Below are 15,683 nucleotides of genomic sequence, written 5' to 3'. Positions count from 1 at the left end.
ATTTTTAATATGAAAAAACTTTTAATTTTTTGCTTCGGAATATTCTTATCTGCAGGGCTTCAGGCACAGGATTTCTACATACAGGCCGGGAAATTGGTAGATACAAAATCAGGAAAAGTACTAACTGAAAAAACAATAATTGTTTCTGAAAAAAGGATTAAAAGTATAGAAAACGGATTTGTAAATCCGGAAAGTGAAAATGATTCACTAATAGATCTACGTGATAAAACCGTGCTTCCGGGGCTAACCGATATGCATGTGCATCTGGAAAGTGAAACAAATCCGCAAAAATATATGGAGCGTTTTATAAACGATCCAGAAGATGCGGCATTTAACTCGGTTGGTTTTGCTAAAACCACGCTATTGGCCGGTTTTACTACAGTTAGGGAATTAGGCGGAAGCGGGGTAAATATTGCCCTTCGCGATGCTATAAATAAAGGAAAAATTGACGGTCCTAGAATTTTTACCGCCGGAAAATCTTTAGCAACTACAGGAGGTCACGCCGATCCAAGCAACGGAATGAATAAGGAATTAACCGGAGACCCCGGGCCAAAGGAGGGTGTGGTTAACGGTCCTGAAGATGCTGCAAAAGCAGTTCGGCAACGTTATAAAAATGGTGCCGATTTAATTAAAATTACAGCTACCGGCGGAGTTCTAAGTGTAGCTAAAAGCAGTTCTAATCCGCAGTTTACCGAAGACGAAATAAGAGCAATCGTAGAAACTGCAAATGATTATGATTTTCACGTGGCAGCGCACGCTCACGGCGATGAGGGGATGCAGCGCGCCATTAGAGCCGGTGTAAAAACCATTGAGCATGGTACAAAGATGAGCAAAGAAACAATGGATTTAATGAAAGAACACGATGCTTACCTGGTACCAACAATTACAGCCGGGAAAGAGGTGACTCAAAATGCCGAAATTGAAAATTACTATCCTGAGCTTGTAGTACCAAAGGCAAAGGAAATTGGACCTCAAATTCAGGATATGTTTGCGCGCGCCTATAAAAGGGGAGTAGGTATTGTTTTTGGTACTGATGCCGGAGTTTTTAAGCACGGTGAAAATGCGCGGGAGTTTGTTTATATGACAGAAGCCGGAATGCCGGCAATAGAAGCAATTCAAAGTGCTACAATTACGGCAGCTAAAATTTTAAAAATGGAGGATGAAATTGGTCAGATTGCCGAAGGCTTTTATGCCGATATTATTGCAGTAGACGAAGATCCAACCGAAAATATTGAGACTTTAAAAGAAGTGAAATTCGTAATGAAAGAAGGAAAGATTTATAAAAAATAAATTCCTTTATCACTTCCAGCGGAGTTGTGAAGTTTTTTCTGTAAACAGATAGAAATAAAAAATCCTGAAGTTCACAACTTCAGGATTTTTTACTTTCAGGAATTTCTTCTGTCTCTTGGAATCCAAGTTTCTACCGTCACGCTGAATTTATTTCAGGATCTAACGTATTAGAAGCTGAAACGCGTTCAGCTTGACGAAAGATTGTTATTCAGAAAGCCTACTTTAATTCTGATTTTTCAGTCCTAGATAGAAGCCGAAGCGGTTTCCATTTGTCGGTCTATTTTTTTAACTAACCCCTGTAAAACTTTTCCGGGGCCTACTTCGGTAAAATTAGTAGCACCGTCCTTAATCATATTTTGAACACTTTGTGTCCATTTCACTGGGGCGGTTAATTGAAAAACCAGGTTTTTCTTAATCTCTTCTGGGTCGGTTACAGCAAAAGTGCTCACGTTCTGATAGATTGGACAGGTTGGGGTATTAAATGTTGTGTTTTCTATTGCAGCAGCAAGTTCTTTTCGGGCTGGTTCCATTAATGGCGAGTGGAAAGCACCGCCTACAGGTAAGATCATTGCTCTTTTGGCACCGCGTTCTTTTAAAGTTTCACAAGCAGCTTCAACCGCTTTTATATCTCCAGAAATCACTAATTGCCCCGGGCAGTTATAATTGGCAGCTACTACAATTCCATCTGTTTCGGCGCAAACAGCTTCAACAACTTTATCTTCCAGGCCTAAAACAGCGGCCATAGTAGAAGGTTCTAATTCGCAGGCTTCCTGCATTGCCATAGCACGTTTATAAACCAGCTTTAATCCGTCTTCAAAAGAAAGGGTGTTATTGGCCACGAGTGCAGAAAGTTCACCCAGAGAATGTCCGGCAACCATATCTGGTTTAAAATCTTCGCCTAAAACCTTGCTTAAAATAACCGAGTGTAAAAATACGGCTGGTTGTGTAACTCTGGTTTGCTTTAGGTCTTCAGCAGTACCTTCAAACATAATATCGGTAATTGAAAAACCTAAAATTGCGTTGGCTTTTTTAAATAGATCCTGTGCTTTAGTAGATTTTTCAAAAAGGTCTAATCCCATTCCTGAAAACTGGGCTCCCTGACCGGGAAAAATATATGCGTTCATAATATTCAATTTAGATTCGGCTAAAATAGAAATAATAAAAAAGACCTCATAACAAATGCGCTGTTACGAGGTCTTTCCTTGAGAATTTCTAAATCTAAAGATTCAATTTTCCTTTTTCTCCAATATCTCCTTTTTTGTCACCGGTTACTGCTGCCGCTCCTATTTTTAAAAAGGTTACAAATTTATTTTGCTTGTTATCCCAAAAATAAGCTTCTTTTGGAACTACTTTTATTGCGGTTAAATTAGGATCATCTACCCCATTAAACCAGGCATCATCCATTTTTCCGTAGAATTCTTCTAAAACATTTTTATTGGTTTCTATAGTAGCTTTCCCGTAAATGCTGATAAATTCCATATCTGAGGTATCACTATATAGAAGTTGAACATCATTATCTTTGGCGATATCTCCATTATGGTCGCTATCCAGCCTGCTAAAGAACCAGATATTTCCTTCTTTATCTACCTCTTTGGTAGTCATTGGTACGGCACTTAAGGGTTTGTTGCCAAAATCTGTAACGAACATACAGGTTTTAATGTCTTTTACCATTGACTTCATTTTATCTAAAGCCTCGTTTTTATTCAAATTTTCAGTACTCATTTTTTTTAAGTTTAAGTTGGAAGTTTGAATTTAATGAGTATCCACGCCTATCTGCGCTAATAAACTCCTAAAAGAATAAAGTGTCCTGTTAAGAATTGTGAAATTAGCTGAATTGCTTAATAATACTGGTAACCTGAGCTTTATATCCGGCACCAAAAAGATTAAGATGAACCAATAAATAGTAAAGTTGCCAAAGCCGAATTCGTTCTTCGAAACCCGATACTAAAGGAAAATCCTTTTTGTAGCTATTAAATAATTCCTTATCAAATCCGCCAAAAAGTTGCATCATTGAAAGGTCCATTTCACGTGGAGCAAAAGCTGTGGCAGGATCTATAAGGCAGGGATCGCCATTTCCATTAACCAGATAATTACCACCCCAAAGATCACCGTGAATTAGCGAGGGTTTTTCATCTGGAATTATTGCTGAAATATTGCTGAAAAACGATCTAGTGACACCAAGGTCATAACCTCTATCTTTCGCTATCTTTAGTTGAGGTTCCAGTCGTTCAGAAATATAGAAGTTGGCTGCTGAGGCTGCAGCATTGTTTTGTTGCGGAAGACTACCAATATAATTATCCTGGTGAAATCCGAATTCCTCTGAAGTGGTTCTATGCAAAGCGGCCATTTGCTTTCCAAAATCTTCCCAGAAAGTGGAGGATTTGGCGGTACTCTCTTTGTATTCCAAAAGTAAATATGAAGTATTTTCAATTTTACCAATTCCCAGAATAGTGGGAACATCAATTACTTTTGGTTTTTGAAGAGCTTCCAGGCCGGCTTTTTCGGCTTCAAACATTCCCGGGAACTTTTCAGCATTATTTATTTTTACTACCTGCTTTTTCTCTTCCGAAGTAATTAGGAAAACATCATTGATATCTCCACCGGTTAGTCGGTTAAATTTTGCGTTGTTTAGGTTATGTTCTTCAGCTATTTTATTTAGAATGTTATTTTCTAACATAGGTAAGGTAAGTAAAGGCGTAATCGTGTTTTTCGTCTTTCGGGTGAAAGTCTTCGGCTATTAACTTCCATTTTTCTTCATCTATTTCCGGAAAAAAAGTATCGGCTTCAAAAGTACCGTGCACTCTTGTTAGTTCAATTTTATCGGCCACGTCCATTCCTAATTCATAAATTTCACCGCCACCAATTATAAAAGGCTGTTCATCTTTTCTGGCAAATTCCAGCCCTTTTTCTAAAGAAGAAACCACGGTGGCATCTTTGTGCAGATAATTATCTTTTCGGGTAATTACAATATGGGTGCGATTTGGAAGTGGTTTCGGGAAAGTTTCAAAAGTTTTTCTTCCCATAATAATGTGATGCCCGGTAGTAAGTCTTTTAAAACGCTTAAAATCGTCTGGCAGGTGCCACACTAAATCCTGATCTTTTCCCAGCGCATTATTTTCCGCGGCAGCGGCAATCATTGTTATCATATTTTAAGTATTGTATGGTTGATCTGGCTTTTCGGGATCGTTAGTCTTTGGTTTAAAACGCTCGTTTCCGCTTTTTAATTCCGGCGTATTTTCTGGTTTTTGGGTAGTTTCTTTTTGCGGCGGATTTGCAGGAAAATCTTTCTCAACCTGCGTTTGCATTTTCGCAATTTTTTCTTTTTGTTTCTGTACTAATTTTGCCATTTGCTTATCCTGCCATTCTTTACCCAGGAATTTATTGGTGATAAAAACATTAAATACGTGAACCAAAAAGATAAACGCCCAAAGTAAAATGGCCCATACAAACCAGTTATAGCCCAATGGCATAAAATTCTCCTGATAGCCAATAACCACATTTAAAACGATGAGAAATACGGCCCCGATTAGAAATATTATAAAATGCTGAAATAATCTCTTTTTTTGCAGGGTGCGTTTACGTGCGTGTTCATAGAGTTCACGCTGTTCTGCATCGAGTTTGGAAGTGTTTTTCTTTTTAGAAAACATAATTAGAATTACTTTAGTGTCTATTCCAAATTTACAGTTTTTGTTAACAATTCGTAGAGGAAAATGGAGAATTTAAGAAAAGGCTTTCCGGTTTTAGAACAATATACCTATTTAAATACCGCGGCTTCGGGATTATTGCCGGAAGCGGTTTGGGAATTCAGGCAAAATCACGATTTAGATTTTCTTCTTGGAGCAAGCGTTTTTAAAGAGAAGCAAGCCGGGATTTTAAGCAAAACCCGGGAGCTTGTTGGCGAAACTTTTGGATGCCCACATGCACAGGTGGCTTTAGTGCCCAATTTCTCTTACGGATTTAATACTTTGCTGGAAGGGCTTGAAAAACCTCAAAAAGCACTACTGGTTAAAAATGATTATCCGTCGCTAAACTGGGCCGTAGAATCCAGGGATTTTGAAATATCTTATGCTGAAATTAATGAAAGTCTAGAGAAAAATATCGCTGAAGCTTTCGAGAAACAGCAACCCGATTTCTTTGCTTTTAGCGTCGTACAATACATTAACGGAATTAAAATAGACCTGGAATTTCTTCAAAATCTAAAAAAGGAATATCCTGAAACATTATTTATAGCCGATGGAACCCAGTTTTGCGGCACTGAAGCTTATAATTTTAATGAGAGTGCTATTGATATTCTAATTTGCAGCACCTATAAATGGCTAAACGCCGGGTATGGAAATGCATTTATGCTCTTTAAAAAAGAAGTGGAAGGAAAGATTGCTCCAAAAGCTTTAGGTTTTGGTTCTTTACAGGGAAAATACAAAGCTCACGAGGGAAATTTTATAGGAAAGTTTGAGCCCGGCCACCAGGATACGCTGAATTATGGAAGTTTGGCCGAAGCTTTAAAACTGATTAAAAAGATAGGAATAGGTGAAATTTCATCCAGAATTAAGGCTTTAAGCAGGAAAGCTAAATCTGAATTTACCAAAATGAATCTCTTGGAAGAAAGCGTGGTAAATCGCGCTGAACATTCTTCTATCTTTAATATAAAAGGCAACAATAAATTGTTTGAATACCTAAGAAGCAAACAAATTATTACATCACAACGCGGAGAAGGAATACGCGTGAGTTTTCATTATTTTAATACTGAAAAGGAGCTGAATTTGCTTTTAAAGGAATTGAGGAATTTTGGGATCTGAATTTTTTATACTTTTTTCCTGAAAATATAATTTTTATAATATTTATTACTATCCTCAAAACTGGTTTGGATTTCTAATCCGGCTTCTTTTGCCAGCCACTCGACCACTGCATCATCGTATTTTTGTGAAATTTCGGTATGAATACTTTCCCAGGCATCAAAACTTACTTCTAAATCCAGTTTATTTATAGCCACTTTTTGATTCTCCTTGCTAACCAGGTAGCTTTTTGCAGTACCACTTTCAGGATCGTAAGTTTCCCAGTGAATAAAATTATCAGGATTAAAATTTGCATCTAATTCTTTATTGATTCGGTTCAATAAATTTTTATTAAAAGCTTCCGTAATTCCGGCTGCGTCGTTATAAGCATCTAATATTTTCTGAGGGTCTTTTTTCTGATCAAAGCCCATAAAAAGCATATCTTCTGATGACATTGCTTCCTGAATATTCCGAAGAAATTCAATGGCGTTTTCGTGTAAAAGATTACCAATATTAGAGCCTAAAACTAAAATTATCTTCCTGCGGCTACTATAATCGGCCAGGTTTTCCAGGGTTTTAAAATAGGTGCCCTGTTGGATTTTAACACTCACTTCTGGTATTTCGTTTTTTAAAGAGTTTTCCAGCTCCTTCAAAACACTTTGGCTAATATCAATAGGTAAATAATTAAAATCGTATTCCTTGTCTACCAGTTCTTTCAATAAAACTTTGGTTTTCTTGCCGTCTCCGGCGCCGAGTTCAATAAGGTCAAATCCGCCTTTTTTATTGATGATTTCAGCAATAGCCGACTTATGTTTTTTCAGAATATTTAACTCGCAATTAGTGAGATAATATTCTGGCATTGCCATTATTTGCTGAAAAAGTTTATCTCCTTTTTCATCATAAATATATTTTGAAAGTAAATATTTTGGAAAGCTGGTTAGGCCTTTGTACACGTCTTCTTCAAAAGCAGACTGAAATGTGGTTGGTGTGGTTTTCATTTAAATTTGTTGGTTATTTAGCCAATCTTAAGCCGGTGAATTGCCAGCGTAAATGTGGATGAAAAAAATTGCGATAAGTAGGGCGGGAATGATTTGGTGATGTGGCAACTGAAGAACCGCGAAGCACTTTTTGGCTTACCATGAATTTACCATTGTATTCGCCAAGTGCACCTTTGGGTTTAGTGTAATTAGGGTAGGGGGAATAGGCGCTCTCTGTCCATTCCCAGCGGGTGCCCCAGTTAAAATATTGCTGTGCGGTTTCCCATTCAAATTCGGTTGGTAATCTTAAATTTTTCCATTGGGCAAATGCAAAAGCTTCAAAATATGAAATGTGACTTAGTTGGGCTTCAGGCACCAGTTTTGTAAGTCCGTTTAATGTATATTGATGCCACTCTCCATCTATTTTATGCCAGTAAAATGGCGCTTCAATATTGTTATTGTTTACCCAATCCCAACCTTCGGCGTGCCAAAGCAAAACATCTTTATAAGCTCCGGCTTCTATAAATTCTATAAACTCGGCATTGGTAACCAATTTGTTCGAAATCTGGTAATCGTTTAAATAAACCTTGTGAACGCCCTGTTCATTGTCGTAGCAGAAATCATCGGTTTTATGGCCAACTTCGTAAACGCCTTCAGAAATCGAAATCCATTCTTGTTTAAAATCCTGGATAGGATTCTCTTTAAATTGATCGTTATATTCAGGAAATAATGGATTATTCCCGAGGATATATTTAATATCGGTTAATAAAAGTTCCTGGTGTTGTTTTTCGTGGTGGCAACCAATTTCTACTACCCCGCAAAGTTCTTCTGAAATTTTCTCTTCTTTTAAAAATTTCTGCATTGCCTTTGATACATAGTTTCGGTACTCATAAACCCAGGCAACGGTGGGACGTGATAAATTTCCCCGATTGGTACGAATTACCTTATCGCCAACACTTTCGTAATAACTATTAAAAACGTAGGCTGAATTCTTATCAAAAAGTTTATAATTCTTAACATTGGGTTTTAAAACAAATTCTTCAAAAAACCATGTGGTATGGCCAAGGTGCCATTTGGGGGGAGAAACATCTTCTATAGGTTGTACCACATAATCTTCGGTTTCCAGAAAGGAACAAATCAATTCAGAATGTGCCCTGGTTTTCTTAAAAAAATCGAGTAATTGTTCTTGTGACAGCATAAAAAAGAGTGGTACTTTTTTGGGTACCACTCAAATTTACAATTTTTTCTTTCGGTCTGAAACCAACGCTAGTTAAGGCCAAGTTAAAGTATAACTTGCTTACTATAGATTTAATGGAAGGGTGTAACTTATTTTTGTAGGTTTTCCTCCACGGGTTCCCGGTTTCATTTCGGGAATCTTTTTCAGCATATTTTCTACAGCTGCGATTACCGGTTTTTGATCACCTTTTACAGAATTTACCACCGTTTTCCCTTCTTCGTCTACGTGCATTTTTACTACAACCTTTCCTCTTATAAATTCCCCTTTATCATTTCTTGGGTATTTATAATTGTTTTTAACGTGTTCCATTAATTTTTGGTTGAAACAGTTTTTTAGGTCTTCACTGCTTTCACACCCAGGCCATACCGGTGCTTTTTCTCGTACGGTAACCGTATTTCCTTCTACATTTACATCGTCTTGAGCAAATGCAAAACTGCCGGTTAAAAGAAAGAAGCAAAACATTAATTTTTTCATAGCTTGGGGGATGTGGGTTTCCTTACTGTTTTTCTAGAAATTAAAAGGAACGGTAAAATTGCGGTCGTCTGGTTCGCCCTGTAAAGTTCCCGGTTCCATATCAGGAATTTTTTCTATCATTTTCTTAGCGGCAGCGTTTACTTTAGGTTCAGGACCGTCAACCGAATTTACTACTGCTTTACCTTCTTCAGTAATTGTAAAAGAGATCTTTACTTTTCCGCGAATATAATCACCGTCCTCGGTTTGCGGGTATTCGTAATTTTCTCTCACGTGTTGTGATAGTTTTTGATTAAAACAGGCTTTTACGTCTTCGGCGTCTTCACAACCGGGCCAAACCGGCGAAGTTTGTTGTGCCTGGGCACTGGTTAAGCCTCCAATTACAAAACATGCGATAAGCATTAACTTTTTCATAAACTTTAAAATTTTAATTAAATTATTTTGGGTTATACCGCCACCTTTGCTTTTATGCCAGGATGCGGATTATAATCTTCTAATTTAAAATCTTTATAGTCGAAATCAAAAATATTTTTTATTTCAGGATTTATTTTCATTGTTGGTAAGGCTCTTGGCTCCCTGGAAAGCTGCAATTTTACCTGATCCATATGATTGCTGTAAATATGAACATCCCCAAAGGTGTGAATAAAATCGCCTGCTTCATAACCGCAAACCTGCGCCATCATCATTGTTAAAAGCGCGTAAGAAGCTATATTGAAAGGTACCCCAAGGAAAACATCGGCGCTTCTTTGATAAAGCTGAAGGGATAATTTTCCATCTGCTACATAAAACTGGAAAAACGCGTGGCAGGGCGGAAGTGCTGCTTTTCCGTTAGCTACATTTTCTGAAAAAGATTTTGAAGAATCTGGCAGTACAGAAGGATTCCAGGCAGAAACCAACATTCTCCTGCTATTGGGATTCTTTTTCAGGGTTTCAATAATTTCTTTAATCTGGTCTATTTCTTCGCCATTCCAATTACGCCATTGCTTACCGTAAACAGGGCCCAAATCACCATTTTCATCGGCCCATTCATTCCAAATTCTAACGCCGTTTTCCTGTAGGTACTGTACGTTAGTATCACCTTTTAAAAACCACAGCAATTCATAAATAATAGATTTTAAATGCAGTTTCTTGGTAGTAACCATTGGGAAACCTTCGCCAAGGTCAAACCTTAATTGATGACCAAAAATACTCCTTGTGCCCGTGCCGGTTCTATCGCCTTTATCGGTTCCGTTATCTAAAATATGTTGTAAAAGCTCGTGATATTGTTTCATAAGTTTAGGGTGCAGAAGATTAGTTTTGCTAAAATAGCAAAAGCTTCTCAAATAAAATTCTGAAAGGTATTTTTATAAATTATCCAATGATCATTCCGGCGATTGTTGCCGAAAGTAGCGATGCAATAGTTCCGCCAATTAAAGCTTTCATCCCAAATTCAGATAAAGTTTTTCTTTGCCCCGGTGCCAGCGAGCCAATCCCTCCAATTTGGATTCCTATTGATGCAAAGTTTGCAAATCCGCATAGCATATATGTCGCCATAATTACCGATTTTTCGTAGGTAAGGCTAAGCGCGTTTGCGGTATTTTTAAGATCGGCCAGTTGAACGTAGCCTACAAATTCACTTGCTGCCAGTTTAATTCCCAGCAATTGCCCCATAAGCATCATATCTTCTTTTGCAACGCCAATAAGCCACATTAAAGGAGCGAAAATAGTTCCTAAAATAGCTTCCAGGGAAAACCCTGAATATGGGGTGTTTTCAGCTAAAAATGCATTTATACCCGTCCAGGAACCTGTCCAGTTCAGTATATAATTAATCATTGCGATAAATGCAATAAATACTAAAAGCATTGCTGCTACATTGGCGGCAAGTTTTAAACCTTCTGTAGTTCCATTGGCAATGGCATCAAGAATATTGGAGCCAATTTTATCTGAAGAAACATCAACGTTAGTATTAATTTTATTCTGTTGCGGGTATAATATTTTGGAAACTACAATCGCTCCCGGCGCCGCCATTACTGATGCTGCCAATAGGTGTTTTGCAAATTGAAGTCTAAGTTCGGGATCGTCACCACCTAGAAAACCAATATACGCGGCGAGTACACCACCGGCAACTGTTGCCATACCACCAATCATTACCAGCAAAATTTCAGAACGATTCATTCGTTCCAGGTAAGCTTTAATCATAAGTGGTGCTTCGGTTTGTCCCAGGAAGATATTCCCGGCCACACTTAAACTTTCGGCTCCCGAAATTCCTAATAATCGGGTAAGGATCATCGCCATTCCCTTTACTACAATCTGGATAACGCCCAGGTAAAATAGCACTGAGGTTAATGCTGAAAAGAAAATAATGGTGGGTAAAACCTGGAAAAGGAAAATAAAGCCGAAACTATCAACATCCATCATTCCCCCGAGAAGAAATTCACTTCCTGCCGCGGTAAAATCAAGGATTAGCACGAAGATATTTCCTACGAATTCAAATATATTCTGGATAAAAGTAATTTTTAGAACTCCAATTGCTAATAATAATTGGGCTCCAAGACCAATACCAATTGTTTTCCAGTTTATGGCTTTACGATTATTACTGAATAAGAAAGCGATAATAAGCAAGGTGAGCATTCCTAAAGCTCCACGGGCAATACTGCTAACTGAAAGTCCCGCACTGGGAATCATTTCTTTTACCATTGGTGCCGGAATTACCTCTTTTGGATCATTAAATGAGGTATCCTTAAAATGAAATTCTTTATTGGCGTGGTTAATTGCCAGGCTAGAATCTGTAAGAGTAGAAACACGATAATTTACAATACTATCCTTAGGAGTGTTGTAAAATAATACGAGCAGTTTATTTTGAAAAATATAATTTCCCCTGGCAAGCGTATCATCGGTTTTAATGATGCTAAATATTCCCTCGTCTAAGTTTAAGGTGTTGCCATTAATAAAGTTTTCCTGTGCAGATTCCTGCTGGTCCTGGTCTAAAGTCCAGGTTTTTGAAATGTCTTGAGAAAAAGTGCTGGTCACACTAAATAGAACTAAAATCAGGCAAAACCAGGTTTTATTCATAAAGTCGGGCATTATTTGCGTTTGGAGATTTCGTCCCGTATACGTGCCGCTTTTTCGTAATCTTCATTATTTACGGCCTGGGAGAGCAAAGTTTTTAGTTCGTCTAAAGATAATTTTTTGTAATTGGTGTCGTCAGATTTTATATCAATATCATCTGGAAGTAATTCTTCTGAAATTATTTCTTCTTCCTGCTTTTCGGCGGCTTCCTGTTCTGCTTCATCTCCTTTCAGGAAGATTCCAGCTTTATCAAGAATGTTTTTATAAGTAAAAATAGGAGCATCAAACCTTAGCGCTAAAGCAATAGCATCGCTGGTACGCGCATCAATAATTTCTTCAATCTTATCGCGTTCGCAAATAAGGCTGGAGTAAAAAACTCCATCTACCAGTTTATGAATAATTACCTGTTTAACGGTGATCTCAAACCTGTCGGCAAAATTTTTAAAAAGGTCGTGGGTTAAGGGGCGGGGAGGTTTAATCTCTTTTTCCAGGGCAATCGCGATAGATTGCGCTTCAAAAGCTCCAATAACAATGGGGAGTTTACGTTCTCCCTCTACCTCGCTTAAGATTAAAGCGTAAGCTCCGTTCTGGGTTTGACTATAAGAAATTCCTTTTATATTAAGGCGCACTAAACTCATATATCATCAATTAAAAAAGGCTGTCTAAAGCAGGACTTTCACCGTATTTAGACAGCCCTTTTAAGGGGTGCAAGTTATAAAAATTATGCGTTTTTCGCTTTAAATTCCTTTAGTTTTTCGTTTAGCTTAGGTACGATCTCAAAAGCATCACCAACTACCCCGTAATCTGCGGCCTTAAAGAAAGGTGCTTCAGGATCGTTGTTAATCACTACTTTAGTCTTGGCAGCGTTAATTCCGGCTAAATGTTGAATAGCGCCAGAAATTCCCACAGCAATATAAAGGTTAGAAGCTACAGGTTTTCCTGTTTGCCCAACGTGTTCGCTGTGCGGTCTCCAACCCATATCACTAACAGGTTTAGAACAAGCGGTAGCTGCGCCAAGAATATCGGCCATTTCTTCTATCATTCCCCAGTTTTCCGGACCTTTAAGTCCGCGGCCACCAGAAACTACGATCTCCGCATCGGCAATTGTTACCTTGTCTTTTGCTTTATCTACCGATTCTACATTTACAGTAAAGTCACCTTCTTTTAATTCTGGTGAAAAATCTTCAACAGTAGCATCTCCTGCATTTTCTTTTAAGCCGAAAGCATTTTGAGATAATCCCACGATCTTAATATCTGTAGTGATTTTGGTAAAGTTGAAAGCTTTATTGGTAAAAGCACTTCTTTTTACTGTAAAAGGATCTGTGCTTTCTGGTGCTGCCATTACGTTAGAAGCATAACCAGCTTCTAAATGCACGGCTAAAAGTGGAGCCACATATTTGCTGTTCGCGCTTTGGCTTACCACAACTATTTTGCTTCCTTCTTTCTTTGCGGCTTGTGTCAAGGCATCAGCATAAGCTTCAGCATTGAATTTGCTTAATTTATCGTTTTGGATGTTAAGCACTTTGCTAACACCATATTTTCCAAGTTCAGAAGCATCAGTAGCGTTAAAACTTACTGCAACTACTTCATCACCGCCGGCTACTTCTTTTGCGTAAGAAGCAACTTCAAAAGCAGCTTTTTTAAACTTGCCATCTTCGGTTTCTGTATATACTAAAACTGACATATTATTTATTTTTTTGTCATTCCCACGCAGGCGGAAATCTATTTTATACTCCTTTCCACATTTATTTCAGTAAAGGCGGAAATCTTATTTTCTAATTTATATCGCTTTGGCTTCGTTGTGAAGTAAATCTATCAATTCATCAAGATTTTCAGGATCTACCAGTTTTACATCTCCTTTTGGAGCTGGTTTTTCAAACTTCACAGCTTCGGTGTGAGTAGTTGCCTCATCGGGTTCTACAACATTAAGCGGCTTTTTACGGGCCTGCATAATTCCACGCATATTTGGAATCTTAAGATCGCTCTCTTCAACCAAACCTTTTTGTCCTCCAATTACTAATGGAAGGGAAGCGGTTAAGGTTTCTTTACCACCATCTATTTCTCTAATTGCTGTAGCTTTATCACCTTCAACTTCCAAACTTATACAGGTATTAATGAAGTTAGCGTCAAGAATTGCAGCAAGCATTCCCGGTACCATTCCACCATTATAGTCAATAGATTCGCGGCCGGCGATTATAAGATCGTAACCACCTTCTTTAGCAACTTTTGCCAATTGTTTTGCTACCTGAAAACCATCGGTTGCAGGAGTATTTACTCTTATAGCATTATCGGCTCCAATAGCCAGGGCTTTTCTTAAAGTTGGTTCAGTTTCAGCGCCACCTACATTTACTACATCTACACTTGCGCCTTGTTTTTCTTTAAACCACATGGCACGGGTAAGTCCAAATTCATCATTTGGGTTAATTACAAAATTCACTCCGTTGGTATCGAATTTTGAATCGCCTTCGGTAAAATTGATTTTTGAGGTAGTATCAGGAACATGACTAATACATACTAATATTTTCATTATAGCGAGTTTTTAAAATTTATAACGATTTCGTTTACGAAGTTACATAATTTAATTCAGAAAATGCTATGCACGCATAATAAATTTCAGGAATTTTAGTTCTTTAAATTTTATTGAATTCTTAAATAAACAGCAAATAATATAATTTAACAGCATAAAATAATAGTAAAATTCCTTATTTATTAATTGAAAGGCGTGTATTTTTAATTGATATAGCCTGTTTGCAAATTTTTGTGGATTATTAGTGGTGAAAACTTTATTGAATTACTATTTTTGTTCTTTCAAGATATATAAATAGTATAGCATATAATGAAGACAATTCAATTTAGGGAAGCCGTTCAGCAAGCGATGAGCGAAGAGATGCGAAAAGACGAGTCTATTTATTTAATGGGCGAGGAAGTAGCAGAATATAATGGTGCTTACAAAGCCTCTAAAGGTATGTTGGACGAGTTTGGCCCTGAGCGCGTGATAGATACCCCAATTGCTGAACTTGGATTTTCGGGAATTGGAGTAGGTTCAGCAATGAATGGTAACAGACCAATCATTGAATTTATGACCTTTAACTTCTCTTTAGTTGGAATTGACCAGATAATAAACAATGCGGCCAAAATGCGCCAAATGAGTGGTGGGCAGTTTAATATTCCTATTGTTTTTAGGGGACCAACTGCTTCTGCAGGACAATTGGGTGCAACGCACTCCCAGGCTTTTGAAAGCTGGTTTGCTAATTGTCCGGGTTTAAAAGTTATTGTTCCTTCAAACCCTTACGATGCTAAAGGTTTGCTAAAAGCCGCAATTAGAGATGACGATCCTGTGATCTTTATGGAAAGTGAGCAAATGTATGGCGATAAAGGGGAGGTGCCGGAAGAAGAATATGTTATCGAAATTGGGAAAGCCGATATTAAAAGGGAAGGTAGTGATGTAACTATTGTTTCTTTCGGAAAAATTATAAAAGAAGCCTACAAGGCAGCTGATAAATTGGCTGAAGACGATATTTCTTGCGAGATTATAGATCTTAGAACAATTCGCCCAATGGATCACGAGACCATTTTAGAGTCGGTTAAGAAAACCAATCGTTTGGTGATTTTAGAAGAAGCCTGGCCTTTTGGAAATATTGCTACTGAAATTACTTACCAGGTGCAATCCAAAGCTTTTGATTATTTAGATGCGCCAATTGTAAAAATTAACACTGCCGATACCCCGGCACCTTATTCTCCTGTATTGCTTAAAGAATGGTTGCCAAACAGCGACGATGTAATTAAAGCAGTGAAACAGGTTATGTATATTGACTAAACCAGCATGATGCTGGACGCAAAAATTAGTAATAAACAGTCATTTAATTATAAGTCTGTGAGTAATTCCAT

General features: G+C 37.8%; 17 protein-coding genes. 3 read left to right on the top strand and 14 right to left on the bottom strand.

Features of this window, described 5'->3' with window-relative positions; all coding sequences use genetic code 11:
* Positions 1 to 9 precede the first annotated feature (9 nt).
* On the top strand, positions 10 to 1,290 hold the full coding sequence (locus B4F31_RS06210; RefSeq protein WP_286760901.1) for a metal-dependent hydrolase family protein: 1,281 nt from the start codon (positions 10 to 12) through the stop codon (positions 1,288 to 1,290).
* 242 nt (positions 1,291 to 1,532) lie between these two features.
* Here the strand turns inward: B4F31_RS06210 and fabD are convergent, their stop codons facing one another.
* The 5 genes from fabD to B4F31_RS06185 all read right to left on the bottom strand — a co-directional run bounded on the left by fabD (position 1,533) and on the right by B4F31_RS06185 (position 4,937).
* Positions 1,533 to 2,414: an ACP S-malonyltransferase gene (gene fabD / locus B4F31_RS06205; protein WP_286760900.1), complete on the bottom strand. Its 882-nt coding sequence runs from the start codon at positions 2,412 to 2,414 to the stop codon at positions 1,533 to 1,535.
* Between the two features lie 94 nt (positions 2,415 to 2,508).
* Positions 2,509 to 3,012, bottom strand: a complete 504-nt coding sequence (locus B4F31_RS06200; protein ID WP_286760899.1) for a pyridoxamine 5'-phosphate oxidase family protein — start codon at positions 3,010 to 3,012, stop codon at positions 2,509 to 2,511.
* 103 nt (positions 3,013 to 3,115) lie between these two features.
* A complete protein-coding gene (locus B4F31_RS06195; RefSeq protein ID WP_286760898.1) occupies positions 3,116 to 3,967 on the bottom strand; it encodes a fructosamine kinase family protein in 852 nt (283 codons plus the stop codon).
* Positions 3,954 to 4,436 carry a dihydrofolate reductase gene (locus tag B4F31_RS06190; RefSeq protein WP_075324841.1) on the bottom strand — a complete coding sequence of 161 codons (483 nt, stop codon included), beginning with the start codon at positions 4,434 to 4,436 and terminating at the stop codon, positions 3,954 to 3,956. Before B4F31_RS06190 ends, B4F31_RS06195 begins: the two co-directional genes overlap by 14 nt.
* A gap of 3 nt (positions 4,437 to 4,439) precedes the next feature.
* A complete protein-coding gene (locus B4F31_RS06185; protein WP_075324840.1) occupies positions 4,440 to 4,937 on the bottom strand; it encodes a 2TM domain-containing protein in 498 nt (165 codons plus the stop codon).
* Positions 4,938 to 5,000: 63 nt separating this feature from the next.
* Between B4F31_RS06185 and B4F31_RS06180 the strand changes: the two genes are divergently transcribed.
* Positions 5,001 to 6,086 carry an aminotransferase class V-fold PLP-dependent enzyme gene (locus B4F31_RS06180; protein ID WP_286760897.1) on the top strand — a complete coding sequence of 362 codons (1,086 nt, stop codon included), beginning with the start codon at positions 5,001 to 5,003 and terminating at the stop codon, positions 6,084 to 6,086.
* Between the two features lie 5 nt (positions 6,087 to 6,091).
* Here B4F31_RS06180 and egtD read toward each other — a convergent pair whose 3' ends face one another.
* The 9 genes from egtD to B4F31_RS06135 form a co-directional block, all read right to left on the bottom strand.
* The gene (gene egtD / locus B4F31_RS06175) at positions 6,092 to 7,060 is read right to left on the bottom strand and encodes an L-histidine N(alpha)-methyltransferase (RefSeq protein ID WP_093302803.1); all 969 of its coding nucleotides are present in this window, start codon (positions 7,058 to 7,060) and stop codon (positions 6,092 to 6,094) included.
* Positions 7,061 to 7,073: 13 nt separating this feature from the next.
* Positions 7,074 to 8,237 carry an ergothioneine biosynthesis protein EgtB gene (gene egtB, locus B4F31_RS06170; protein ID WP_286760896.1) on the bottom strand — a complete coding sequence of 388 codons (1,164 nt, stop codon included), beginning with the start codon at positions 8,235 to 8,237 and terminating at the stop codon, positions 7,074 to 7,076.
* 102 nt (positions 8,238 to 8,339) lie between these two features.
* Positions 8,340 to 8,750: an energy transducer TonB gene (locus tag B4F31_RS06165; RefSeq protein WP_075324836.1), complete on the bottom strand. Its 411-nt coding sequence runs from the start codon at positions 8,748 to 8,750 to the stop codon at positions 8,340 to 8,342.
* Between the two features lie 33 nt (positions 8,751 to 8,783).
* On the bottom strand, positions 8,784 to 9,161 hold the full coding sequence (locus tag B4F31_RS06160) for an energy transducer TonB (protein WP_075324835.1): 378 nt from the start codon (positions 9,159 to 9,161) through the stop codon (positions 8,784 to 8,786).
* A gap of 32 nt (positions 9,162 to 9,193) precedes the next feature.
* Positions 9,194 to 10,018, bottom strand: a complete 825-nt coding sequence (locus B4F31_RS06155; RefSeq protein ID WP_286760895.1) for a thymidylate synthase — start codon at positions 10,016 to 10,018, stop codon at positions 9,194 to 9,196.
* Between the two features lie 79 nt (positions 10,019 to 10,097).
* Positions 10,098 to 11,798 (bottom strand): NupC/NupG family nucleoside CNT transporter, encoded by a 1,701-nt coding sequence (locus B4F31_RS06150; protein ID WP_075327846.1) that lies wholly within the window; start codon positions 11,796 to 11,798, stop codon positions 10,098 to 10,100.
* 11 nt (positions 11,799 to 11,809) lie between these two features.
* The gene (locus tag B4F31_RS06145; protein WP_093302808.1) at positions 11,810 to 12,433 is read right to left on the bottom strand and encodes a bifunctional nuclease family protein; all 624 of its coding nucleotides are present in this window, start codon (positions 12,431 to 12,433) and stop codon (positions 11,810 to 11,812) included.
* A gap of 83 nt (positions 12,434 to 12,516) precedes the next feature.
* The gene (locus B4F31_RS06140; RefSeq protein ID WP_075324832.1) at positions 12,517 to 13,479 is read right to left on the bottom strand and encodes an electron transfer flavoprotein subunit alpha/FixB family protein; all 963 of its coding nucleotides are present in this window, start codon (positions 13,477 to 13,479) and stop codon (positions 12,517 to 12,519) included.
* 96 nt (positions 13,480 to 13,575) lie between these two features.
* The gene (locus tag B4F31_RS06135; protein WP_075324831.1) at positions 13,576 to 14,322 is read right to left on the bottom strand and encodes an electron transfer flavoprotein subunit beta/FixA family protein; all 747 of its coding nucleotides are present in this window, start codon (positions 14,320 to 14,322) and stop codon (positions 13,576 to 13,578) included.
* Between the two features lie 309 nt (positions 14,323 to 14,631).
* Between B4F31_RS06135 and B4F31_RS06130 the strand changes: the two genes are divergently transcribed.
* Positions 14,632 to 15,612 (top strand): pyruvate dehydrogenase complex E1 component subunit beta, encoded by a 981-nt coding sequence (locus tag B4F31_RS06130; RefSeq protein ID WP_075324830.1) that lies wholly within the window; start codon positions 14,632 to 14,634, stop codon positions 15,610 to 15,612.
* Positions 15,613 to 15,683 lie beyond the last annotated feature (71 nt).

The sequence above is a fragment of the Salegentibacter sp. UBA1130 genome (assembly GCF_002311535.1).
Taxonomy (GTDB): Bacteria; Bacteroidota; Bacteroidia; order Flavobacteriales; family Flavobacteriaceae; genus Salegentibacter; species Salegentibacter agarivorans.
This window is presented reverse-complemented; position numbering and strand designations above follow the sequence as displayed.

Bases quoted from the DNA above. Each gene is read 5' to 3' on its own strand.
- B4F31_RS06210 (WP_286760901.1), top strand. From the start codon at position 10: ATGAAAAAACTTTTAATTTTTTGCTTCGGAATATTCTTATCTGCAGGG.
- fabD (WP_286760900.1), bottom strand. From the start codon at position 2,414: ATGAACGCATATATTTTTCCCGGTCAGGGAGCCCAGTTTTCAGGAATG.
- B4F31_RS06200 (WP_286760899.1), bottom strand. From the start codon at position 3,012: ATGAGTACTGAAAATTTGAATAAAAACGAGGCTTTAGATAAAATGAAG.
- B4F31_RS06195 (WP_286760898.1), bottom strand. From the start codon at position 3,967: ATGTTAGAAAATAACATTCTAAATAAAATAGCTGAAGAACATAACCTA.
- B4F31_RS06190 (WP_075324841.1), bottom strand. From the start codon at position 4,436: ATGATAACAATGATTGCCGCTGCCGCGGAAAATAATGCGCTGGGAAAA.
- B4F31_RS06185 (WP_075324840.1), bottom strand. From the start codon at position 4,937: ATGTTTTCTAAAAAGAAAAACACTTCCAAACTCGATGCAGAACAGCGT.
- B4F31_RS06180 (WP_286760897.1), top strand. From the start codon at position 5,001: ATGGAGAATTTAAGAAAAGGCTTTCCGGTTTTAGAACAATATACCTAT.
- egtD (WP_093302803.1), bottom strand. From the start codon at position 7,060: ATGAAAACCACACCAACCACATTTCAGTCTGCTTTTGAAGAAGACGTG.
- egtB (WP_286760896.1), bottom strand. From the start codon at position 8,237: ATGCTGTCACAAGAACAATTACTCGATTTTTTTAAGAAAACCAGGGCA.
- B4F31_RS06165 (WP_075324836.1), bottom strand. From the start codon at position 8,750: ATGAAAAAATTAATGTTTTGCTTCTTTCTTTTAACCGGCAGTTTTGCA.
- B4F31_RS06160 (WP_075324835.1), bottom strand. From the start codon at position 9,161: ATGAAAAAGTTAATGCTTATCGCATGTTTTGTAATTGGAGGCTTAACC.
- B4F31_RS06155 (WP_286760895.1), bottom strand. From the start codon at position 10,018: ATGAAACAATATCACGAGCTTTTACAACATATTTTAGATAACGGAACC.
- B4F31_RS06150 (WP_075327846.1), bottom strand. From the start codon at position 11,798: ATGAATAAAACCTGGTTTTGCCTGATTTTAGTTCTATTTAGTGTGACC.
- B4F31_RS06145 (WP_093302808.1), bottom strand. From the start codon at position 12,433: ATGAGTTTAGTGCGCCTTAATATAAAAGGAATTTCTTATAGTCAAACC.
- B4F31_RS06140 (WP_075324832.1), bottom strand. From the start codon at position 13,479: ATGTCAGTTTTAGTATATACAGAAACCGAAGATGGCAAGTTTAAAAAA.
- B4F31_RS06135 (WP_075324831.1), bottom strand. From the start codon at position 14,322: ATGAAAATATTAGTATGTATTAGTCATGTTCCTGATACTACCTCAAAA.
- B4F31_RS06130 (WP_075324830.1), top strand. From the start codon at position 14,632: ATGAAGACAATTCAATTTAGGGAAGCCGTTCAGCAAGCGATGAGCGAA.